Source organism: Pseudacidovorax sp. (assembly GCF_017991995.1).
Classification (GTDB): Bacteria; Pseudomonadota; Gammaproteobacteria; order Burkholderiales; family Burkholderiaceae_C; genus Xenophilus.
Window position 1 is genome coordinate 182,204 of sequence record NZ_JAGOPN010000005.1, and the last position, 21,871, is coordinate 204,074.

The following is a 21,871-nucleotide window of genomic DNA, read 5'->3' on the forward strand; positions in this document are numbered from 1 at the left end:
CTGGCGCGGCGGCCGCCGGCGCCCCCGTCCGTCAGTCCATCAGCTGCTGACGCGCACCAGGGCTTCGATGGCCAGCGGATAGCCCTTCACGCCCAGCCCGACGATGATGCCGCGCGCCGCGGGCGAGATGTACGAGTGGTGGCGGAAGGATTCGCGCGCATGCACGTTGGAGATGTGCAGCTCGATCAGCGGCACGCTGGCGCCCTTGATGGCGTCATGCAGCGCGATGGAGGTGTGAGTGTAGGCGCCCGGGTTCATCACCACGCCGAGCATGCGGCCCGCGGCCACTTCGCGGCCGGCTTCGTGGATCCAGTCCAGCAACACGCCTTCGTGGTTGGACTGGCGGCATTCGATCTCCACGCCCAGCGCGGCGCCCGCCTCGGCGCACATGCGCTCCACGTCGGCCAGGGTTTCATGGCCGTACTGCGCGGGTTCGCGCGTGCCCAGCAGGTTGAGGTTGGGGCCGTTGAGGACGAGGATCTTCTTCATGCGAGGTCTCTGGGCTTTGCGCCGCGGGAAAAGGGTGCGGCATCTTAAATAAGACGGCTGACCAGCCCCTTGGCAAGCACCCCGCCTCGACGCCACCTGCGCCACGCAGTCTCAGTGCCGGGGCCGCAACAGCTTGCCGGTGGACGACGCACGCGCCAGCAGGCGCCCGGCCTCGTCGAACAGCTCGGCCTCCAGGAAGACCACGCTGCCGCCCCAACGGATCACCCGGGCTTCGGCCTCCACGGGCGCCACGCGCACGGCCTCCAGGAAGCTGGTCTTGATCTCCAGCGAGGCCAGGCCCACGCCCCGCTCGCGCGAGAACACGGCGAAGGCCATGGCGTTGTCCAGCCAGGCGGTGACGAAGCCGCCCTGAACCACGGTGCCCTCGGTGTGGGCAAACTCGGCGCGCGGCGCGAAGCGCACCCGTGCGCGGCCTTGCGGGTCGCTGGTGAGCAGGCGCTCGAAGCCGATGGCACGAAGCAGCGGTTGGGTGTGGATTTCGATGTCGGTCATGGATCGCAGGGAGTGCAACGGCGCGCGGCGCAGCATAGCCGCCGCCTGCGACCCCGCATGTCGCCCGCTTGCCTGGCGGGCCGGAGCGGGTGCGCAGCCGGATGGTCAGGGCTCCGCAGGAGGCGTTGCATAGAATCGCCCGCCATCCGCGCGCGGCGCCACGCCGCGTCCCGCCCGCGCTTCGCCTTCCCTGCATGATTCCTCCCGTCCCGCCGCCGCGTACCGGCGCGCGCCGCCTGTCCGTCCGCCTCCTGACCCATGGCCTTGCCCTGCTTGTGGGCCTGGTGCTCGGCACGGGCCTGGGCATCTACTGGCTGCCCATCCTGATCGCACCGCCCGCGCCCAGCGATGCGCAAGTCGGCATGGTGGCCGCGCAGGCCGCCTACAAGGTGGAGATGCGCGGCGACCTGAAGGGCAACGATCTGCTGCACTGGGCCCACGGCGAACTGACGGTGGGCCCCTGGGCCATCGCCCTTCGCGGCTCGGTGGCGCCGGGCCCGGACTACCGGCTCTACCTGTCGCCGACCTTCGTGCAGAGCGCGGAGGAATTCGAACAGCACCGCAGCGAGATGGTGCAGGTCGGCCAGGTGCGCACCTTCGACAACTTCATCGTCACGCTGCCGGCCACCGTGGACATCGGCAGCCACACGACGGTGGTGATCTGGTGCGAGGCCTTCGGCAAGTTCATCGGCGCCGCCCGCTACCGCGACCCGGACGCTGTCCCCGCTGTCCCCGCTGCGGCCACGGGTGCCACGGCCGCGCCAGCGGCCCGGCAGACCCCATGACCGACCGCCCGGCCCGCTCCCGCCAACCGGGCGCGCCGGGCCGCGCGCCCAGCCTGTTCGTGCAGAGCCTGCACGAGGTGCTGGCGCCGCTGGGTCGCATCGAGGCCCGCCGGATGTTCGGCGGCCACGGCCTCTACCACGAAGGCGTGATGCTGGCGCTGGTGCTGCGGGACACGCTCTACCTCAAGGCCGACGCGATCAGCCAGGCCCAGTTCGACGCGCTGGGCCTGCCCGCCTTCAGCTACCAGCGCGAGGGGCGGCCCGCCACCCCCACCTCCTTCCGGCAGGCGCCGGAATCGATCTTCGACGATCCGGAACAGGCCCTGCACTGGGGCCGGCTCGCCTACGAGGCGGCGCTGCGCGCCCATCAGGCCAAGCCGGCCCGCGCACGTCGGACGGTGACGGCCCCCACCTCGCCGCCGCCACCCCGCAAGACCCGGCGCTGACGCGGCGCCGACGCCCGCGGCCCCTCAGAACAGGCTGCCCTGCCCCTCGGCCCCCGGCGGCCGGAACAGCGAGGTGTCCATCCCGATGCGCTCGCGGTTGAAGCCCAGCCGCGCCGTGGCCTTGGCAAAGCGCTGCGCCACCAGTTCGGCCCACAGGCCGCTGCCCTTCATGCGGCTGGCGAAGTCGGCGTCGTAGTCCTTGCCGCCACGCATATCCTGGATGCGCGCCATCACCCGTGCGGCGCGCTGTGGGTAGTGCAGCGACAGCCATTCCTTGAAGAGCGGCGCCACCTCCCAGGGCAGGCGGATGACGGTGTAGAAGGCGCTGCGGGCGCCGGCCTCCCAGGCGGCCTCCAGCACCTGCTCCAGGTCTTCGTTGAGGAAGGGGATCTGCGGCGCCACGCTCACCCCCACCGGCACGCCGGCCTCGGCCAGGGTGCGGATGGTGCGCAGCCGGCGCGCGGGCGAGGCGGCGCGCGGCTCCAGCCGCCGGGCCAGGTCGGCATCGAGCGTGGTGACGGTGACGTACACCGCGGCCAACCGCTGGGCCGCCATGGGGGCGATCAGGTCCAGGTCGCGCTCGACGCCACTGGACTTGGTGACCAACGCAAAGGGATGCCGCGCCGCCTGCAGCACCTCGATGACCGATCGGGTCAGACGCAGCTCACGCTCGATGGGCTGGTAGCAATCGGTCGCGGTACCGATGGCGACGTGCGAGGGCCGGTAGCCGCGCCGCCCCAGTTCGCCGCGCAGCACCTGCGCGATGTTGCGCTTGGCGATCAGCCGGGTCTCGAAATCCAGGCCCGGCGACAGGTCGAGGTAGCTGTGCGTGGGCCGGGCGAAGCAATAGATGCAGCCGTGCTCGCAGCCGCGGTAGGGATTGAGCGACCGGTCGAAGGAGATGTCGGGCGAATCGTTCTCGCTGAGGGCGGAGCGGGCGTCCTCGAAGCGGACCTCGGTGGCAGGTGCGAGGCGCTCGCCTTCGGCACCCGCCTCGCCCTCCGCGGCGGGCGGAGACTCGTCCGCCCATCCGTCGTCGAAGGCGCTGCGCTCGTCGCGCGAGAAGCGATGGGCCAGGCGCGTGGCGGCGCCGCGGCCCTTGATGGCGTGAACGGGGATCAATGCGTCGGGCATGCGGCAAGGCCTGGTAACGGCAGGAGCCCATCATTCTGGATCAATACTGTATTTTTATACAGTTATTTTGAAAGTCAGGTCCTGCTGGGGTTTTCCCTCGACCGCCGTGGGACATGTGAGAACTTTGCATCCCCTATACAGAAGCCGCTTACGCTTGCGCGCTTCGCGGGCGCTGGTGGCGCCCCGCCTCCCTCCGCCAGGACCCCATCTTGAGCCGCATTCCCTCGCCGGGCGCACGCCGCGCCCTGACCTGCTTTTGTGCCGTCTCGCTCATGCTGTTGGTGGGCTGCCGCAACGGCGACGCCCAGAAGAAGGCCGCCGCGCCACCGCCGCCGCCCGAAGTGCTGGTGCAGGCCGTGCAGCCGACCACCGTGCCGCTGCGCACGGAACTGCCCGGGCGCACGGCCGCCTCCATGGTGGCCGAGGTGCGGCCCCAGGTCGGCGGCATCATCCGCGCCCGACCCTTCGTCGAGGGCAGCACGGTCAAGGCCGGCCAGGTGCTCTACGAGATCGACGCCCGTCCCTTCGAGGCCGAGGTGCAGCGGGCCGAAGGCGCGCTGGCCAATGCGCAGGCCACGGTCGCCTCGACGCGGGCGCTGGCCGAGCGCTACCGCCAGCTGCTGCCGCAGAACGCCGTGAGCCGGCAGGAGCACGACAACGCCATCGCGGCCTACGAACAGGCGCAGGCGAACGTGAAGGTGCAGTCGGCCGCGCTCAACACCGCGCGCATCAACCTGCAGTTCACCCGGGTGACCGCGCCCATCGGCGGACGCACCAGCCGCAGCGCGGTCACGCCCGGCGCGCTGGTGTCGGCCGCGCAGGCCACGCCGCTGCTGACCATCTCGCAACTCAACCCCATCTATGTGGACATCGCGCAGTCCAGCGCCGAGATCCTGCGGCTGCGCCAGGCACTGGCCGCCGGCCGCATCAGCCGCGAGGGCGAAAGCCGCAAGGTGGCGCTGATGCTGGAGGACGGCAGCCGCTATGCCCAGGAAGGCCGCATCAAGCTGGCCGAGGTGACGGTGGACCCAAGCAGTGCCTCGGTGACGCTGCGGGCCGAGTTCCCCAACCCGGACGGCCTGCTGTTGCCCGGAATGTACGTACGCGCGGTGGTCGATGAGGGCACCACGCCCCAGGGCATCGTGGTGCCGGCCTCGGCCATCCAGCGCGACCGGCGCGGCAACCCGACGGTGCGCGTGGTCGGTGATGGCGACAAGCTGGAGGTGCGGCCCGTCGTCACCGGCCGCCCGGTGGGCACCGGCTGGCTGGTGGCCGAGGGCCTGAAGGCCGGCGACCGGCTGGTGCTGGAGGGCGCGCAGAACGCGCAGGCCGGTGCGGCGGTGCGCGTCAAGATGGCGCCGGCCGCGGGCGCCAGCCCGAGCACGGCCAACGCTGCCAACGGCGCGCCCGCGGCAAATGCCGCCAATGCCGCACCGCGCAGCAACCCATGATCTCGCGCTTCTTCATCGACCGGCCCATCTTCGCGTGGGTCATCGCCATCACGATCATGCTGGCGGGCGCGCTGGCGATCCACCTGCTGCCCGTCACGCGCTACCCGGTGGTGGCGCCGCCGGCCGTGAGCATCAACGCCTTCTACCCCGGCGCCAGCGCGCAGACGGTGGAGAACAGCGTCACCCAGGTCATCGAGCAGCAGCTCACCGGCCTGGACGGCTACCTGTACATGTCGGCCCGCAGCGACTCGACGGGCCGCGTGTCCATCTTCGTGAGCTTCGAGCCCGGCACCAATCCCGACACCGCGCAGGTGCAGGTGCAGAACCGCGTGCAGCAGGCCCTGCCCCGGCTGCCGCAGCAGGTGCAGGACCAGGGTGTCACGGTGCGCAAGGCCGGCGTGGCGCCCGACCTGATCGTCACGCTCTACGACAAGACCGGGCAGCTCTCGCCCGGCGACATCGCCGACTTCCTGGTCAGCGACCTGCAGGACCCGATCAGCCGCATCGACGGCATCGGCGAGGTGTCGGTGATCGGCGGCCAGTACGCCATGCGCATCTGGCTGGACCCGCACAAGCTGCGCGGCTTCTCGATGACGCCGGGCGACGTGCAGACGGCCATCGTGCAGCAGAACGTGCAACTGGCCGCCGGCTCGGTGGGCGCGGCGCCCGCGGTGGAGGGCCAGAACTTCAGCGCCGTGCTCACGGCGCAATCGCGCTTTCGCACGCCCGACGAGTTCCGCAACATCCTGCTGCGCACCAACCGCGACGGCTCGCTGGTGCGCCTGTCGGACGTGGCGCGGGTGGAGATCGGCTCGGAGAACTACAACTTCACCGGCCGCTACAACGGCTACCCGGCCTCGGGCGTGGTGGTGCGCCTGGCGCCCACGGCCAATGCGCTGGAGGCCATCGCCGGCGTGAAGACCGCCGTCGACAAGATGCGCGACCAGTTCCCGCCCGGCGTGGACGTGTCCTATCCGCTGGACACCACGCCCTTCGTCGAGCGCGCCATCAAGGACGTGGTCAAGACGCTGGTCGAGGGCATCGTGCTGGTGGTGCTGGTGATGTTCCTGTTCCTGCAGAACTGGCGCGCCACGCTGATCCCGGCCATTGCGGTGCCGGTGGTGCTGCTGGGCACCTTCGGCGTGCTTGCGGTGGCGGGCTTCACCATCAACATGCTCACGATGTTCGGCATGGTGCTGGCCATCGGCCTGCTGGTGGACGACGCCATCGTGGTGGTGGAGAACGTCGAACGCATCATGGAAGAGGAGCACCTCTCGCCCAAGGAGGCCACGCGCAAGTCCATGGGCGAGATCACCGGCGCGCTGATCGGCATCGGCGTGGTGCTGTCGGCGGTGTTCCTGCCCATGGCCTTCTTCGGCGGCGCCACCGGCATCATCTACCGGCAGTTCTCGATCACCATCGTCTCGGCCATGGTGCTGTCGGTGCTGGTAGCGCTGGTGCTCACGCCCGCACTGTGCGCCACGCTGCTCAAGCAGCATGCCGGCGATGCGCCCAAGCCCAAGCGCACCACCGGCTTCTTCGGCGCCTTCAACCGCTTCTTCGACCGCAGCATGGACACCTACGAAGGCAGCCTGCGCAAGCGGCTGCCCCGGCGCTGGCTGTTCATGGCGATCTATGCGGTGATCTGCGCCGGCATGGCCGTGATGTTCATGCGCACGCCCACCGGCTTCCTGCCCGACGAGGATCAGGGGCGCCTGTTCGTGCAGTACAACCTGCCCGGTGGGGCTACGCTGGATCAGACCCGCGAGGTGGCCGAGCGGGTGAGCCGCTACTTCACCGAGAACGAGAAGGACACGGTCGACGGCGTGTTCGTGTCGCCCGGCTTCACCAGCGCCGGCGCCGGTCAGAACCAGGGCCAGGGCTTCATCGCCCTCAAGGACTGGGAGCAGCGCCCCGGCCGCGAGAACACCGCCTTCGCGGTGCTGGAGCGCGCCGGCAAGGCCTTCGCCGGCGACCGGCAGGCACGCATCTTCATGAGCGCGCCGCCCGCCGTCTCGGGACTGGGCAACTCGGCCGGCTTCGACCTGCAGCTGCAGAACACCAGCGCCATGGACTACGAGCGCTTCCGGGGCATCCGCGACCAGCTGCTGGCCAAGGCGCGACAAGACCCGCTGCTCACGCAGGTGCGCTTCCAGGGCCAGGAGGACCAGACCACGCTGCAGGTGGACATCGACCGCGCCAAGGCCGGCTCGCTGGGCATCACGCAGACCGACGTGAACTCGCTGCTGTCCATCACCTTCGGCGGCGCCTACGTCAACGACTTCATCGACCGCAACCGCGTCAAGCGCGTGTACCTGCAGGCCGATGCGCCCTTCCGCATGACGCCCGAGGACATCGGCATCTGGAGCCTGCGCACCAGCACCGGCGCCATGGCGCCCTTCGCCAGCGTCGCCACGCCGCGCTGGAGCTATGGCCCGATGGCGCTCACCCGTTACAACGGCCTGCCCTCCTTCAACATCCAGGGTCAGGCCGTGCGCGGCGAAAGCTCGGGCGCGGCGCTCACGCGCATGGAGCAGCTGGTGGCCGAGCTGCCGCCGGGCGTGGGCTATGCGTGGACGGGCCTGTCGTACCAGGAGAAGCTGGCCTCGGGTCAGGCGCTGTCGCTGTACCTGATCTCGCTGCTGGTGGTGTTTTTGGCGCTGGCGGCGCTGTACGAGAGCTGGACCATCCCGGTGTCGGTGCTGCTGGTGGTGCCGCTGGGCATCGTGGGCGCGCTGGTGGCGGCCAACCTGCGGGGCATGGACAACGACATCTTCTTCCAGGTGGGCCTGCTGACCACCATGGGCCTGGCGGCCAAGAACGCGATCCTGATCGTGGAGTTCGCGGCCGAGGGCGAGCGGCGCGGCCTCTCGACCTGGGACGCGGTGATCCAGGGCGCCAAGCTGCGCCTGCGGCCCATCCTGATGACCTCGCTGGCCTTCGTGGCCGGCGTGGTGCCCCTGGCCATCGCCACCGGCGCGGGCTCCGGCAGCCAGAACGCCATCGGCACCGGCGTGATCGGCGGCATGATCACCGGCACCGTGCTGGCGATCTTCTATGTGCCGCTGTTCTATCTGCTGGTGCGGTCCATCGGGCGCAGGCGGCGCGAGGCGCAGCGGGTGCAGGACGCGGCGGCCTGAGCCGCCTGCCTGCTTGCCTCATCTGCGCTGTTCTGGGCGGCGCACGGGAGCCCGTGCGGCGCAGCGGCTGAGCTGTCGAACAAATCGCCCGCGTCCTACGCACGGAAGCCTTCGACCGGGTCAGAACGCGCCCATGCCGGCCGACCCTTTTTCGCGCACCTGCCCTCCGCGCCCAGGCCCCGGCGCGGCAGGCCTGCGACGTCTTGCATGGACGCTGTCCGCGGGCACCGTCTGGCTCGCGGGCTGCCAGGGCACCGACGACCTCAGCCGCTCCGGCTGCCTGCCGCTGCGCGTGCCCGCCGCGGTGATGCTGCAGCGCGAGACCGGCCTCTACCGCGTGGGCGACGCCGAGACGCCTGTGCTGTCGGACCATCCGCGCGACACGCGCAACGACGCCTTCCATCGCCGGAGCCTTCTGCGCACGGTGCCGCCGGGCACCCGCGTGACCATCGATCGGCTGACGCAACGCTGGGGTTTCGACTCCGGCAAGGGCCGCATCAGCGCCTTCGGCACGCTCCCGAGCGGCGAGCGCTTCGAATACGGCTGGGGCGTCGGCACCGTCATCGGCCCGGCGCCATGGGAAGGGCCGGGGATGCCCAACCAGCGAACGGTCCGATGCGGAGATTGATGCGTCGACCGTCAGGCACTGCACCCGAGGAACTTCCATGACCCTTCGACGCTTCGCCCTCGCTATCAGTCTCGGACTTGCCACGGCCGCCAGCACCCATGTCATGGCCCAGTCGGTCCTGTACGTCGCGCGCCCGGCCATCGCGCTGAGCGTCAGCGACCGGGCCGCCAGCCGTCAGTCGCCCGTCGAGTTCATCGTCACCATGCCCGGCGGCAAGACCACCACCGCCACGGCCGCTCCCCAGATGGGCGGCGAACGCGCGGGTACCGTGCACTACCCCAGCGACTTCGGCAACGCCGGCATGCATGTGGGCGACTACAGCTGGACCGCCCGCATCGCCGGCAAGGTCGTGATGAGCGGCAAGTTCAGCTACCGGCCCTCGAAGGACGGGCAGTTGCTGTTCGTGCCGGGTTGAGTGAGAGCGGCCAGCCCCTTTCTGCGCTTTTCAGACTTCGTTGGGGATCAACGCATTCAGGTCGGTCACGCCCACATCCACGCCCGCCTGGAACAGCAGCGTGCTGGCCTGGCCGCGGTGGTGCGTCTGGTGGTTGAAGAAGTGCTGCAGCAGCGGACCGAAGCGCTTGGCTTGGCGGGCACCGGCGGTGTTGCCGTAGCGGACCACCTCATCGAAATGAACGGGCTCCAGCCGCCGAACCATGTCACAGATCAGGGCGTCGTTCTGCACCCTGCGCTCCCGGAGCATCGGCAGGCTGTCAGCGAGGCGGTCGCGCAGGCCCGTTGGCGCCGGCAGCGCCGAAAGCGGTCCGCGCAGTTCGGCCAGCGCCGGCAACTGGACGAAGCGGTTCAGCCAGATCAAGTCAGCCGCCACGATGTGGCCGAGCGTGGCGAACAGCGAGCCGAAGAAGGCCCCACGGTCCTCGAACAGCGCCGCCTCCGGCAGCGTGGCGGCCGCGTCGTAGAGCCGTTCGTTCATCCAGCGGTTGTAGTCCGCCATCAGGGTGCAGAGCGCAGGGGTCATGGCGCAGACTGTAGCCATGAACACCGCCGCCCCTGGCACAACTGGCGCGCCGGCCCGGCGTGGAGCGGCCCAGCGTCGTGACGCAGAACATGTGCGACCTCCACGAGCACGCCGGCACCGAGGACGTGGTCCACCTGCACGGCCCCTCTTGACGCCGCGCTACCTGAAAACGGAGGCCGAGACCGGTCCGTCGCTTCGGAGCTCCGATGGCTCCATCCAGCTCGCCGCGATGGTGCCATTCGGCCGCATCGCCAGCGAGGTGAACATCGCTGCAGAGGCACCGGCTGCCCCGACGCGGCGGGTGGCTTGCCAACCTTCGCCAGATACATAGCGTCTGGCGAAGGTGCCCTCCTGATCTCCACCATAGCCCGACTGGTAGGCTCCCCACATCAGCATCAGGTGGCCATTGCGGTCCGCCACGAGGCTGGGCATGCGGTTCTGCCAATACGTCCCGTTCGTCGTGCTGACCGTGGTGGCCGTGCTCCAGCCTGAGCCTGGCGTATACCGGCGATACAGGAGATCGCTGCGATAGTCGGAAAGGTACTGCTGCCAGACGGCATGGAAGCTGCCTGTGCTGTCCGCCACCAGGACCTGCCTCAACGCATTGCCGGAATCGTCCGTTTCGAGCAGCGCAGGCGTGGTCCATGTACCGCCAGTCCCACCCAGCGTGCTCCACCACAGATCGAAGCGGTAGGGCCCTCCTGCATAGACGAAGGAGTTCCACAACGCCATGACCTGGCCGGAGCCGGAAATCGCCAGTCGGGGCGCGAACGGATCGCCCAGCCGGGTGGCGCCCAGCGAAACAGCGGGCTGCCAGCCAGTGCCCAGCTCGTAGCGTGCAGCCCACACCGGCGCGTCGCTGGTCCGCTGCACCCACAGCGCATACGCGTTGCCTGCCGCATCGATCGCCACCTGCGGCTGTTCGACCTTGTCGTAAAAGCTGCTGTTGGCCGAACTGCCCAGCCGCACCGGAGCCTGCCAGCCACCCTCGACCGTGAATCGCGCCGCCCAGGCATCCGGATTGCCATAGGGTGCGACCTGCTTGGCCCACACAGCAAAACCATTGCCGTCGGCACCAACCGCCAGCGAGGCGTCCCCGACATCCAGGCCGCTGTCGAGGCGCACGGGCGTTTGCCATCCACCGTCCTTCAGGAAGCGCGATGACCATATTTCGACCCCGGACCCGTCAAATTGGGACCAGATCGCCAAACCGCCGCCTTGGCGGTCGAAACCCACCTGCGGAAGCAAGGCATTGCGGTTCCCCGGCACGCTGAGCGTTCGGAACCCGCCCCACGCGCCGCTCTCCGTCCGCGTCGCGCTGCGAATCTCATACCAGCCGCTGGATGCCTGGCTGGACCAGACGACCACGATGTTGCCTTGGCTGTCCTGCGCCGTGACCGGGTTGCCAGAAACGGCCGTCCTCTCGGCATCCAGTTGGCGAGGCGTTTCCCACACCCCATCGGCCGTGCGGAACGACCAGGATCGCTCCGCGGCCAGGCCGTTGCCGGCCAGATCCTGCAGGCCGGTTCCCGCCGTCACCGTGTAGGTGGCCAAGAGGTCGAGCGTCTGCGCTGGCGCAAAAGAGACTTTATGAAGCGTGGCGTCGTAGCTCAGGACCCCGTCCACGGCGGCGCCCGAGCGAGAAATCTGAACATTGCTGTCCGTCACCGTCGACGCGCGCAAGCCTTCGCTGAAAGTCGCCGAGATCTCCGTGGTGCGAGGTACGTCATTGCCGGCCGCGGGCACAAAGGCCAGGACGGTCGGCCGCGTCGTGTCGGCGACAGGCGGCGCCGAGGGCGATGGTGCGGGCGCGGGCGCGGGTGCGGAAGGCACGACCGGAAAGAAGCCCCCTCCTCCGCCGCCGCCTCCGCCCCCTCCACAGGCCGTCACGACGCCAGCCAGCGCCAAGGAAATCGCGTAACCCAACACCCTCATCCACATTCCCCTCATTGATTGGATTGCTCTCGGGCCGAATGGCCCGGAGTCCAAGGAATGTTAATGAAGCGCGCTATCGAATTTGATGTTGTTTATTCCCCTGAACGGACGGCGCGCGCGCCTCACCGCGTTGGGTCGAAGCATCGACGCCCGACTGGGGCAAGCCGCGCTCAACCGTCGGCGGCCACCACCGGATCCGGCGCCGGCAGATGGATCATCCCGGTGCGGAAGTCGTACTCGAACACCTCGCCATAGCGGCCCCATTCGATGGCCTGGCGCAGCACGCGCAGGGCCTCGGAGTCTTCGAGGCTCTCTCGCAGCAGGTCGAGGAAATGCTCTTCGGAGATATGCCCCTGCGGATCCTGCTCCAGGCTGTGGCGGATGTGCGCCGCCAGCGGCACGCGCTCCAGCAATTGCTGGCCGAACATGCGCTGGCGCCCTGCCCGCGCGCTGCCCGCGTAATGGCGGCCCAGCGGCGTGACCAGCAGGTCGCCTTCGGCCAGCCGGGCCAGGCCCAGCAGCGACAGGCCCTGCGTGAGCGGCAGCAGGTCGTGGTCGGTCAGCTCGGCCTCGTCGGCCAGGCGCGGAAGGTCGGCACGGCCCTGGAAGTCGTCTTCCACCAGCAGCTCCAGCAGGCCTTCCATGCGGGCCACGTCGGCCGAGGGCAGGCGCTCGGCCAGCACCGCATGCTTGGGGCCGTGGGCCGTGCCCGAGCCGCCGGCCGTCATCAGCGCATAAACCTGGTCGATCAGCATGCGCACCTCCACCGAGTCACGGTCCCGCGGGCGCGGCAACGCAATGCGCAGCTCGGCGCGCACCCGGCCCGGGTCGGCGGCGAAGACCAGCACGCGGTCGGCCATCAGCACTGCTTCCTCGATGTTGTGCGAGACGACCAGCATGGCCTGCGTGGGCATCTGACCGCCCTCCCACAGCGCCAGGATGTCGTCGCGCAGGCGCTCGCCGGTGAGCACGTCCAGGGCCGAGAAGGCCTCGTCCATCAGCAGCACGTCGGGCTCGACCACCAGGGCGCGGGCGATGCCCACGCGCTGGCGCATGCCGCCCGAGAGCTCGCGCGGCAGCGCGCCTTCGAAGCCGCCCAGGCCGATCAGCGCGATGGCTGCCGCCGCGCGCCGGGCCCGCTCGGTCTGCGGCACGCCTCGCGCTTCCAGCCCCAGTTCCACGTTCTGCTGCACCGTCAGCCAGGGAAAGAGCGCGAAGGACTGGAACACCATCGCGATGCCGCGCGCTGGCCCGTGCAGCGGCTGGCCGCGGTAGCGCACCTCGCCCCGGTCGGCCGGCACCAGGCCGGCCAGGATGCGCAGCAGCGTGGACTTGCCCGAGCCCGAGGGGCCCAGCAGGGCCACGATCTCGCCCGCGGCCAGGCGCAGGTCCACGTCCTGCAGCACGGGCCGCGCCGTGCCGTCCGCCGCCCGGAAGCCCTTGCCGACGGCGTGGAGGTCGATGATGGTGTCGCGTTCCTGAATCATCTGGTGAGGTCCTTCGCTGGCAGATTGGACGACGTTGGCGGGAGACACCGCGGAACCGGCTTCGCCGGGCCGCTGGTGTCGCCCCCGGAGGGGGGAGGCGGCTACACGAAGTGAGCAAGCAACGGGGGTGGAGCCTGAGATCTCAGAAATGCATTCTTTGTTCGGCGAGCTGGTACAGGCGCCGCCAAACGAAGTGGTTGAGCCCCATGACGAACACGCACATCACGCCGATGCCGAGCGCGATGCGTGGGAAGTCGCCCGTCGCCGTCATCTGCGCGATGTAGCTGCCCAGGCCATGGGCCTGCAGCGTGGTGTCGCCCCAGCTCACGTACTCGGCCACGATGCTGGCGTTCCAAGATCCGCCGCTGGCGGTGATGGCGCCTGTCACGAAGCTGGGGAACACGGCCGGCAGCAGGTAGCGCTTCCAGCGCAGCCAGCCGGTGAGGCCCAGGTTGCGCGCCGCATGGCGCAGTTCGGTGGGCACGCTCGACGCCCCGGCGATCACGTTGAAGAGCAGGTACCACTGCGTGCCCAACACCATCAGCGGCGACAGCCACACGTCGGGGTTGAGCTTCCAGTGCACGATCAGCAGCACCGCCACCGGGAACATCAGGTTGGCCGGAAAGGCCGCCAAAAACTGCGCCACGGCCTGCAGTCGGTCGGACCAGCGCGGGTTCATGCCGATCCACACCCCCACCGGCACCCACACCACCGCGGCGATGGCGATCAGCACCAGCACGCGAACCAGCGTGTACAGACCCAGGAGGAACACATGCCCCACCTCGCCCCAGCCCACCTCGCTGTGGATGAATCGCAGCAGCCAGACGATGGCCAGCAGCACCGCGCCCGACAGCAGCGCGTCGCCCGCGCGCTGGGCCAGCGGATTGGCCGGCCGCGGCCGGGCGCGCACCGAGGTGCCGTCGAAGCGCCGCGGAAACCACGCCAGCGTGCGCACCGCGCGGTGCGCCAGCCACTCCCCGGTGGCGCGGGTCAGGTGAGTGCGGCGCAGCCAGTCCAGCAGCCACGAGCGGCTGGCCTCGCCGCTGCCGCTTTCGTCGAAGCGGAACTTGTCGGCCCAGGCCACCAGCGGCCGGAAGAAGAGCTGGTCGTACAGCAGGATGCCGATCAGCATGCACAGGATGGCCCAGCCGATGGCGGGCAGGTCGCGCGCCTCGATGGCCATGGCGATGTACGAGCCTACGCCCGGCAGCTTGATGTTCTGGCCCGACACCGAAATGGCCTCGGAGGCCACCACGAAGAACCAGCCGCCGGACATGGACATCATCATGTTCCACAGCAGGCCCGGCATGGCGAAGGGCAGCTCCAGCCGCCAGAAGCGCTGCCAGCCCGAGAGCTGGAACACCGCCGCCGCCTCGCCCAGTTCGGCCGGCACCGTGCGCAGCGACTGGTAGAGGCTGAAGGCCATGTTCCAGGCCTGCGAGGTGAAGATGGCGAAGATGGCCGCGAACTCCACGCCCAGCAGGTTGCCCGGGAAGAGCGCGATGAAGCCGGTGACGGTGATCGACAGGAAGCCGAGGATGGGGATGGACTGCAGCACGTCCAGCAACGGCACCAGCAGCCGCTCGGCCAGCCGGTACTTGGCGGCCAGCACGGCGAAAGTACAGGCGAAGACGAGCGAGGCGCCCAGCGCGATGAACATGCGCAGCGTGGTGCGAAGAAGGTAGTACGGCAGCACGGCCGGATCCAGACTCAGCGGCAGCGGCTCGCCCACGGAATAAGGGCGCGCCATCTGCGAGGCGGCAAAGGCCAGGCCGAAGAGCACGGCCAGGATCAGGGGCAGCAGGGCCCAGTCCCAGCGGTTGCCCACGGCGCTGGAGACTTCGAGCGGCAGGAGTCGGCGGCGCATGGCGGATCGGTGCGTGGGCGGGCAGGCGGCAGGTTGGACGGACGGCGCCTGCGGCCACGCGATGGGCCAAGGCAGTGATGAAGGCGAAGGCGCGGTGCACCTCCATGCCGACAACGCACGAGGCCGGGTCGGCGTTGGCAGCCGAAGGCTGCCGGGCGGCCGTGGCCGACAAGGGCAGCGGGCGCGGCCGGCAGTCTAGGCGCCGACCTTGACTGGAACATGACGGCGCCGCTGAAGGGGCAAGGCCGGCAACGCCGCAGCACGCCTGCGCCCCGCCGCGCCCCCGGCTGACAGCGCGGCGCCCGCGGCGGTGTCAGGCTTGTGCCTGGTCACAACAACACCCCAGAACAGCTGGACCGCCTGCCATGAACGCTTCCATCGACCCGGCCGGCCGCACTGCGCCCGCCTCCGCCACCCCGCTCCAGCCCGCGTACACCGCCGAAGAAAAGCGCCGCCGCATCTTCGCCATCGTCGGCGCCTCCTCGGGCAACCTGGTGGAATGGTTCGACTTCTACGTCTATGCCTTCTCGGCGCTGTACTTCGCTGGCGCCTTCTTCCCCAAGTCCGACCCAACCGTCCAGCTGCTCAACACGGCCGGGGTGTTCGCCGCGGGCTTCCTGATGCGGCCCATCGGTGGCTGGCTGTTCGGCCGCATTGCCGACCGGCGCGGGCGCAAGACCTCGATGCTGATCTCGGTCACCATGATGTGCGCCGGCTCGCTGGTGATCGCCTTCCTGCCCACCTATGCGCAGATCGGGGCCTGGGCACCGGCGCTGCTGCTGGCCGCGCGCTTGTTCCAGGGGCTGTCGGTAGGCGGCGAGTACGGCACCACAGCCACCTACATGAGCGAGGTGGCGCTGCGCGGCCAGCGCGGCTTCTTCTCGTCCTTCCAGTACGTCACGCTGATCGGCGGTCAGCTGCTGGCGGTGCTCACCATCGTGATCCTGGAGACGATCTTCACCGAGGCCGAGCTGCGCGCCTGGGCCTGGCGCATCCCCTTCGTCGTCGGGGCGATCGCCGCGGTGGTGGCCATGTTGCTGCGCCGCTCGCTGACCGAGACGCAAGGCGCTCAGACGCGCACGAACCAGGAGGCCGGCACGCTGGCCGGGCTGTTCCGCCACCACAAGGCCGCCTTCTTCACCGTGCTGGGCTACACGGCCGGCGGCTCGCTGATCTTCTACACCTTCACCACCTACATGCAGAAGTACCTGGTCAACACGGTGGGCCTGCCCATCAAGACGACCAGCTACGTGATGACGGGCGCCCTCTTCCTCTACATGTGCATGCAGCCGCTGTTCGGCATGCTGTCGGACCGCATCGGCCGGCGCAACAACATGCTGCTGTTCGGCGCGCTGGGCACGCTGTTCACGGTGCCCATCCTCACGGCGCTGCAGCACACGAGCAGCCCCTACGTGGCCTTCGTGCTGATCGTGGTGGCGTTGGCCATCGTGAGCTTCTACACCTCGATCAGCGGCATCGTGAAGGCCGAGATGTTCCCGCCCGAGGTGCGCGCGCTGGGTGTGGGTCTGGCCTATGCGGTGGGCAATGCCGTCTTCGGCGGCTCGGCCGAATACGCCGCGCTGTGGGCCAAGTCGGCGGGCATCGAATCGAGCTTCTTCTGGTACGTGACCGTGATGATGGTCATCGCCTTCCTGGTCAGCCTGCGGCTGCCGCGGCAGGCGAGCTACCTGCACCACGACCATTGAGCAGGACGGCGCCCCGCGCCATGACGAAAAAGGCCCGCCATCGCTGGCGGGCCTTGTCGTTGGTGCGGGCCTGTCGTGATCAGTCGGCGTACACGCCGGCTTCCTTGATCACGGGGCCGAAGCGGGCGACTTCGGACTGCACGAACTTCTTGTGCTCTGCCGGGTCGCTGCGCTTGTCGCTCACCACCACGGCGCCCAGCGCTTCCTCGCGGCGGATGAAGTCCGGGTCCTTCAGCGCGGTCTTGAGCGCGTCGTTGAGCTTCTTGAGCACCGGTGCCGGCGTGCCCTTGGGCGCGTACAGGCCATGCCAGATCGTCACCTGGAAGTTCTTCAGGCCCTGCTCGTCCAGCGTCGGGATGTCCTTCAGCGCCGGGGTGTTCACCCGCTTGAGCGTGGTCACGCCATAGGCCTTCACCTTCTTGGCCTCGATCTGGCCGGTGGTGTTCGTGGTCTGGTCGCACAGCAGGTCGATCTGCCCGCCCATCAGGTCGGCGATGGCCGGCGCGGTGCCCTTGTAGGGCACGGTCGTCATCTCGGCCTTCAGCGCACTCTGGAACAGCAGGCCGCACAGGTGCGAGGCCGAGCCGATGCCGGCATTGCCGAGGTTGACCTTGCCCTTGTTGCTGGCGATCCAGGCCTGCAGCTCCTTGAAGTTGTTGGCTTCGAGCTGCGGCTTGCCGATCAGCGTCATGGGCACGTCGTTGATCATGCCCAGGTATTCGAAGTCGGTTTCCCAGTTGTAGCTGAGCTTGCGGTAGAGCACCGGCGTGGTGGCCATGCCGACGTGGGTGACCAGCAGGGTCAGGCCGTCGTTCTTGGCGCGCGCCACCTTGGCGTTGCCGATGGTGCTGCCGGCGCCGGCGGTGTTGTCCACCACGATGGTGGCGCCCAGGGCCTTCTGCATGGCCTCGGCCAGGTCGCGCGCCACCTTGTCGGTCGGGCCGCCGGCCGCGAAGGGCACGACGAAGGTGATGGTCTTGCCATCGGGGAAGTCGGCGGCCTGTGTGCCGAGGGCGAATGAGGCGGCCGCTGCCGCGGCGGCCAGGCGGAAGATGGGGGTCATGGTCGAGTCTCCTGATGTGAATGCGGATGCTGTGAGCGGCGGCAGGCCATGCGCACCTCAGCGCGGCGGCACGCGCGCCTCGACGGGCTGGGGCCGCCAGTCGAGCTGCAGGTGGCAGCCCGGCTTGCCGGCCGTGCCATAGCGCGGCTCCAGCCGGCGGCAGGCCTCGGCCAGCCCGGCGGGCGTGGGCTTGTCGCCGCGGTCGATCCAGGCGAGCAGCGCATCGAACAGGGCCGGGTATTCCGGGTCGCTCAGGTAGCTGTGCTCGCGCTCGTCGGCGAAGGTCTGCACCAGGTTCCCTTCGGTGCCTGCGGCGGTGCGGATGCGGCGGTAGGCATCCTCCAGCTCGACGAAGGCTGTCGGGTCGTGGATGGCATGCATCGTCACCGTGGGCAGCGAGGTGCGGCCGGTGGGCAGGCTGTCCGCCGCCAGGGCGCCCTGGGCCTGCGGGTCGGCCGCGTAGCGCAGCACGCCGGCGTTGAGCGCCTCGGCCTCGCCGGGCGGCGCGTCGTAGCGCACACCGACGTTGCCGAAAGGGTTGCGTCCACCCAGCCGCTTCTGCGTGAGGTCCTGGAACAGCCAGGTGGCCCAGTTGAGGTGGGCCACCAGCGTCCGCTCGGGAATCTTCACGGCCGTCAGGATGGTCTTGAGATGGGCCGCCTGCGCGGGCGAGCGCTGCGCCGCGGGCAGGCCGACGCCCGCGCAGTCGCGCACGCGCTGTGCGAGGTCCTGGCGCGTCAGCGTCGAATCCAGCGGCAGCCCCTGCCACAGCGGGTACTGCGGCTCCGAAGGCAGGGGATGGTTGCGGCACACGTACTGGTAGACCACCCGCAGGTCCAGGCGGAAGTCGTAGGCCGTGTTGCCGCCGCCCAGCACGCCGCTGGTCAGCACCAGGCCGTCGTAGGGGCTCTTGAGCCCGCCGGTCGGCGCATAGAGTTCGGCCGCCTTCGAGGCCACGCCGCCGCCATAGCTCTGGCCGTGCAGCAGCGTGCGGCGGGGTTGGCCGAAGCGGGCCACGAAGATGCGGCGCAGGCGTTCGGTGTCCTCGGCGGCCATGGTCACGCCGTAGCCGCCGCGGCGGTAGGTGGAGCCGGCCCAGGCATAGCCGGCCTTCACCGTGATGGCCCAGCGCGTCAGGTCCTCCTCGCTGCGCGAGAGCTTCGGCGGGCCGGTCTCGGGGCCGCCGTGTGCATGCATCACGAGCACGCGGTTCCAATCCCTGGGAATGGCGATCCAGTAGAAGGCGCCTGCGCCGTCGGCGCCGGTGTAGCAGCGCGCGTCCTGCGGCACGGCCTGGGGGCACGCGGCGGGCGACGGGCCTGTGGCGGCGGCCGGGCGGATGGCTTCGTCCGCATCCGCCCTGGCGGAGGCAGGAGCGGCGATGGACAGCAGGCTGGCGGTGCCGAGTACCGCCAGCAGCAAGGCCGGTCGGAAGATGGATGAGCAGTGCATCAGTGACGGACTCCAAGTTCGAGCGCCGCATTCGCGCCCGGATCGGCGACAAAGGCGAAGACGCCGCTGTTGTAGATCAGCTTGCCCGGCCGGCCCGTGCCCGCCGTGGCCACGCCGGGCACCGGCGTGTCGAAGACCAGCGTGGCGCTCGCGCTTCCCAGCTGCAGACTGGTGCCGGCGATGGCGGCGTCGCGGTTGTCGCCGTTGCTGCTGGCCGCGATGTAGCTGCCGTCGGCCGTGCCGGCAATCAGACTCTGCTGCGTGGCATGCACACGCATGCCGACATTGCCCGACCCATCGCGCACCAAGTGCAGCGGCACCGCGGCACCACCCACCAGGCCGATCACCATCGAGCCCGACAGGGTGCCGCCCGTGGTGGTGGCACCGCCGGTCGGCGCGGTGGTGTAGACGTCGAAGGCGCCGCGCGTGCCGTTGAAGCTGAGGTAGCCCTTCTCGGTCTGCGTGCAGTTGGCGTCGTAGACCATGAAGCCGCCGGTGGTGGCGTCGCGGCAGTACTGGAAGGTGCCCGCATTGCGCAGCCGCACCGCACCCGCATAGCCCGTCGCCGCGCCGGTGCCTGCCTGCTGCACGCCCGCCGCGTTGGAGATGGCGGCCACCGGGTTGAACACGGTGGGCGTGCTGCGGTTGTCGAAGGTGGTCTGGAAGGCCACGAGCGACGCGAAGCCACCGCCCACTGCTCGCGTGACACCGCCCGACAGCACCCCGCCCGGCGCGAAGGTGAACAGCGCCCCGCCCTCACCGCTCGTGTAACTGCACTGGCCCTGCGGCACCAGCGTGCCGCTGCGCTGCGTGCCGGCGGCGCGCTGGCTGCTGGCGTCGATGGTGACGGTGTAGGCCAGCGTGGCCGGGTCGATCTGCACCCGCAGCTCTTCACCGGCCATGTTGCCGCCCTTGTAGGTGGTGGCCGAGGCCGGCAGGTACTGGCATGCGAGCGGGTCGCCAACCTCGGTCACGCAGCTGTAGTTGACGGCGGCGTCCAGGCTGCCGCTGCCGCGGTACTTGGGCCAGGCCGGGAACTGGCACAGCGGCCGGGTGCGCCCGTAGCTGCCGGCCACGGTGTCCATGGCCACGGGCGTGGCCGGCGCCAGGCCCTTCTCCACCCAGGCCTCCAGCGCGCTGAGCGAATCCCAGCCCGGAATGAAGACGCCCGTGCCATGGCCCATGCCGGGCACGGTGTAGAAGCGCAGGCTTTGCGCCGCGGAGGCCGCGCCCACGGTAGCCACCACGCGGTTGTAGTAATCGATGGTGGAGTTGGGGCTGATCACCTCGTCGGCCAGGCCGTGCAGCCTGATGAGCTTGCCGCCGCGCGCGAAGAAGGGCGCCAGGTTCGGGTCGGTCGCATCGGTCAGGGCCGACACGGTGGTCACGCGCGAGGTGAATGCGCCCGGCGCCAGCGGATCGAAGGTCAGCGAATCGAAGGCCGCGTCGCGGGTGACGAAGTACTTCACCCACTGGTCGCCCGTGACGTACATGTTGGCGTCGGCCGAGGTGGCCGGGTTGCCGGGCACGGGGCGCGTGCCCAGGTCGCGGGTGGTGTACGGGCCCGCCACCAGCGCGCCTTCGAGCAGGTTGTAGCCGCCGGCCCGCGTCACGCCATTGGCCAGCGCGTAGCTGCTGAAGTCCAGCGGCGACTCGATCGTGCGCACCGTGGCCAGTTGGGCGTCCGACAGGCAGCTGTCGCCCGCGTCCGTGCCGCCGGGGCAGCGCAGCGAGGCCAGGATGGCGCTGTTGAGCTGGCGGCAGCTCTCCACGTTGCTCACGATGCTGTCGGCCGCACCGTCCAGCCGGTCGCAGGCCTGCAGCACGGTGCGCTGCACCAGCAGCGTCTTGGCCACGTTCATCCAGCCCGCGCCGCCGTTGGCGTAGAGCGCACGACCCACGGCCACGTTCGACAGCCGCGTGCCGCTGTAGTTGAGCGCCGGCTCGTTGGCGATCACGCCGTCGTAGTCGGCCGGCCAGCGCTGGATGTAGGCCAGCGCATCGCGCCCGCCGGTCGAGGTGCCGAGGAAGTAGGCCTTCGTCGGCTTGCGGCCGTAGTAGGCCAGCACCAGCGCCTGGGCCACGTCGCGCGTCTTCTTGAGCGTGAGGCCGCCGTAGTTGGCGAGCTGCTCGTCGTTGGTGGCGAAGCGGCCGTCGGTGATGCTGCTGGACTGGTGGCCGGAGTCATCGCCATAGGTGGCATAGCCCATGGCCAGCGGCGCGGCCTGGTCTGTCGGGCCGAAGCGCACGGGCTCGGTGCCGTCGATCAGCCGGCCGTTGAAGCCACCGCCGCCGAACTGGATGGTCTTGCCGTTCCAGGCCAGCGGCAGGTTGACCGCGAACTGGATGGCCTGGGCGGAGGCGTCGACCGGCTGGATGCTGCCGCGCACCTGGCAATAGTCGCCCAGGGTGTTGGCGGGATCGGTGGCGGAGATGGCCACGGCCGTGGTGACCGTGGCGCCGCCCGTGGGCAGCGAGATGGCGCTGGCAGGCAGGCTGCGGCCGGCCAGCGCTGCACAGTCGACGGTGGGCGCGGCGGGTGGCGGGCTGGCCGGCGGGGGCGTTTCGTCCGGCGCCGGTGCGGCGGCCGGCGGTGAGGACGGCAGAAAGGCGAAGCCGGCACCCCCTCCACCGCCGCCCCCGCAGGCGGCGAGCGTCAGGACAAGACTGAAGGCGGCAGCCCGGGTGCGGGAGCGCGACGGAAGCGTGGAAGCGGTGCGGGGGCCCGGGGGCTGCATGGTGATCGGTCTCCTGTGGCGGCTCGAACGCGAGGGCCGCTCTGGTTGAAGGGAATGC

Annotated in this window: 18 protein-coding genes; 8 read left to right on the forward strand and 10 right to left on the reverse strand. The window is 69.9% G+C overall.

Annotation, left to right across the window (positions count from 1 at the left end):
- Nucleotides 1-39: 39 nt before the first annotated feature.
- Nucleotides 40-489, reverse strand: coding sequence for a type II 3-dehydroquinate dehydratase (aroQ, locus tag KBC94_RS08950; protein ID WP_294368886.1), 450 nt, complete (start codon nt 487-489; stop codon nt 40-42).
- 111 nt (nt 490-600) lie between these two features.
- Nucleotides 601-1,002, reverse strand: coding sequence for a PaaI family thioesterase (locus tag KBC94_RS08955; protein ID WP_294368888.1), 402 nt, complete (start codon nt 1,000-1,002; stop codon nt 601-603).
- A gap of 194 nt (nt 1,003-1,196) precedes the next feature.
- Here KBC94_RS08955 and KBC94_RS08960 point away from each other — a divergent pair, with 194 nt between their 5' ends.
- Both KBC94_RS08960 and KBC94_RS08965 read left to right on the forward strand, forming a co-directional pair.
- Nucleotides 1,197-1,787, forward strand: coding sequence for a DM13 domain-containing protein (locus KBC94_RS08960; protein WP_294368891.1), 591 nt, complete (start codon nt 1,197-1,199; stop codon nt 1,785-1,787).
- Nucleotides 1,784-2,233: a TfoX/Sxy family protein gene (locus KBC94_RS08965; protein WP_294368893.1), complete on the forward strand. Its 450-nt coding sequence runs from the start codon at nt 1,784-1,786 to the stop codon at nt 2,231-2,233. Before KBC94_RS08960 ends, KBC94_RS08965 begins: the two co-directional genes overlap by 4 nt.
- Before the next feature lie 24 nt (nt 2,234-2,257).
- On the opposite strand, the gene KBC94_RS08970 is transcribed toward KBC94_RS08965, so the two are convergent.
- On the reverse strand, nt 2,258-3,367 hold the full coding sequence (locus tag KBC94_RS08970; protein WP_294368897.1) for a PA0069 family radical SAM protein: 1,110 nt from the start codon (nt 3,365-3,367) through the stop codon (nt 2,258-2,260).
- Between the two features lie 209 nt (nt 3,368-3,576).
- Between KBC94_RS08970 and KBC94_RS08975 the strand changes: the two genes are divergently transcribed.
- From KBC94_RS08975 to KBC94_RS08990, 4 genes are all read left to right on the forward strand, one after another.
- Complete coding sequence (locus KBC94_RS08975) at nt 3,577-4,818, forward strand: efflux RND transporter periplasmic adaptor subunit (protein ID WP_294368899.1); 1,242 nt, start codon at nt 3,577-3,579, stop codon at nt 4,816-4,818.
- Nucleotides 4,815-7,958: an efflux RND transporter permease subunit gene (locus tag KBC94_RS08980; RefSeq protein WP_294368901.1), complete on the forward strand. Its 3,144-nt coding sequence runs from the start codon at nt 4,815-4,817 to the stop codon at nt 7,956-7,958. Before KBC94_RS08975 ends, KBC94_RS08980 begins: the two co-directional genes overlap by 4 nt.
- 133 nt (nt 7,959-8,091) lie before the next feature.
- On the forward strand, nt 8,092-8,586 hold the full coding sequence (locus KBC94_RS08985) for a hypothetical protein (protein WP_294368903.1): 495 nt from the start codon (nt 8,092-8,094) through the stop codon (nt 8,584-8,586).
- 37 nt (nt 8,587-8,623) lie between these two features.
- Nucleotides 8,624-9,001, forward strand: coding sequence for a hypothetical protein (locus tag KBC94_RS08990; protein ID WP_294368907.1), 378 nt, complete (start codon nt 8,624-8,626; stop codon nt 8,999-9,001).
- 30 nt (nt 9,002-9,031) lie between these two features.
- Here KBC94_RS08990 and KBC94_RS08995 read toward each other — a convergent pair whose 3' ends face one another.
- Entirely contained in the window at nt 9,032-9,565 is a 534-nt protein-coding gene (locus KBC94_RS08995) for a DinB family protein (protein WP_294368909.1), read from the reverse strand.
- A 77-nt stretch (nt 9,566-9,642) separates the two neighbouring features.
- On the opposite strand from KBC94_RS08995, the gene KBC94_RS28860 reads away from it, so the two are divergent.
- Nucleotides 9,643-9,717: a hypothetical protein gene (locus KBC94_RS28860; protein WP_366934671.1), complete on the forward strand. Its 75-nt coding sequence runs from the start codon at nt 9,643-9,645 to the stop codon at nt 9,715-9,717.
- Nucleotides 9,718-9,724: 7 nt separating this feature from the next.
- On the opposite strand, the gene KBC94_RS09000 is transcribed toward KBC94_RS28860, so the two are convergent.
- The 3 genes from KBC94_RS09000 to KBC94_RS09010 form a co-directional block, all read right to left on the reverse strand.
- Complete coding sequence (locus KBC94_RS09000; protein ID WP_294368912.1) at nt 9,725-11,491, reverse strand: Ig-like domain-containing protein; 1,767 nt, start codon at nt 11,489-11,491, stop codon at nt 9,725-9,727.
- Between the two features lie 179 nt (nt 11,492-11,670).
- A complete protein-coding gene (locus KBC94_RS09005; protein WP_294368913.1) occupies nt 11,671-12,987 on the reverse strand; it encodes a nitrate/sulfonate/bicarbonate ABC transporter ATP-binding protein in 1,317 nt (438 codons plus the stop codon).
- A 142-nt stretch (nt 12,988-13,129) separates the two neighbouring features.
- Nucleotides 13,130-14,854 carry an ABC transporter permease subunit gene (locus KBC94_RS09010; RefSeq protein WP_294368915.1) on the reverse strand — a complete coding sequence of 575 codons (1,725 nt, stop codon included), beginning with the start codon at nt 14,852-14,854 and terminating at the stop codon, nt 13,130-13,132.
- Between the two features lie 365 nt (nt 14,855-15,219).
- Here KBC94_RS09010 and KBC94_RS09015 point away from each other — a divergent pair, with 365 nt between their 5' ends.
- The gene (locus tag KBC94_RS09015) at nt 15,220-16,560 is read left to right on the forward strand and encodes an MFS family transporter (RefSeq protein ID WP_294368916.1); all 1,341 of its coding nucleotides are present in this window, start codon (nt 15,220-15,222) and stop codon (nt 16,558-16,560) included.
- 79 nt (nt 16,561-16,639) lie between these two features.
- Here the strand turns inward: KBC94_RS09015 and KBC94_RS09020 are convergent, their stop codons facing one another.
- Genes KBC94_RS09020 through KBC94_RS09030 form a run of 3 tightly spaced genes read right to left on the reverse strand, consistent with a single transcriptional unit; the run spans nt 16,640 to nt 21,813 of the window.
- Nucleotides 16,640-17,623: a tripartite tricarboxylate transporter substrate-binding protein gene (locus KBC94_RS09020; RefSeq protein WP_294368918.1), complete on the reverse strand. Its 984-nt coding sequence runs from the start codon at nt 17,621-17,623 to the stop codon at nt 16,640-16,642.
- A 57-nt stretch (nt 17,624-17,680) separates the two neighbouring features.
- Nucleotides 17,681-19,075, reverse strand: coding sequence for a hypothetical protein (locus KBC94_RS09025; RefSeq protein ID WP_294368921.1), 1,395 nt, complete (start codon nt 19,073-19,075; stop codon nt 17,681-17,683).
- Nucleotides 19,075-21,813 carry a tannase/feruloyl esterase family alpha/beta hydrolase gene (locus KBC94_RS09030; RefSeq protein WP_294368924.1) on the reverse strand — a complete coding sequence of 913 codons (2,739 nt, stop codon included), beginning with the start codon at nt 21,811-21,813 and terminating at the stop codon, nt 19,075-19,077. The genes KBC94_RS09025 and KBC94_RS09030 overlap by 1 nt, the downstream gene beginning before the upstream one ends.
- Between the last annotated feature and the right edge of the window lie 58 nt (nt 21,814-21,871).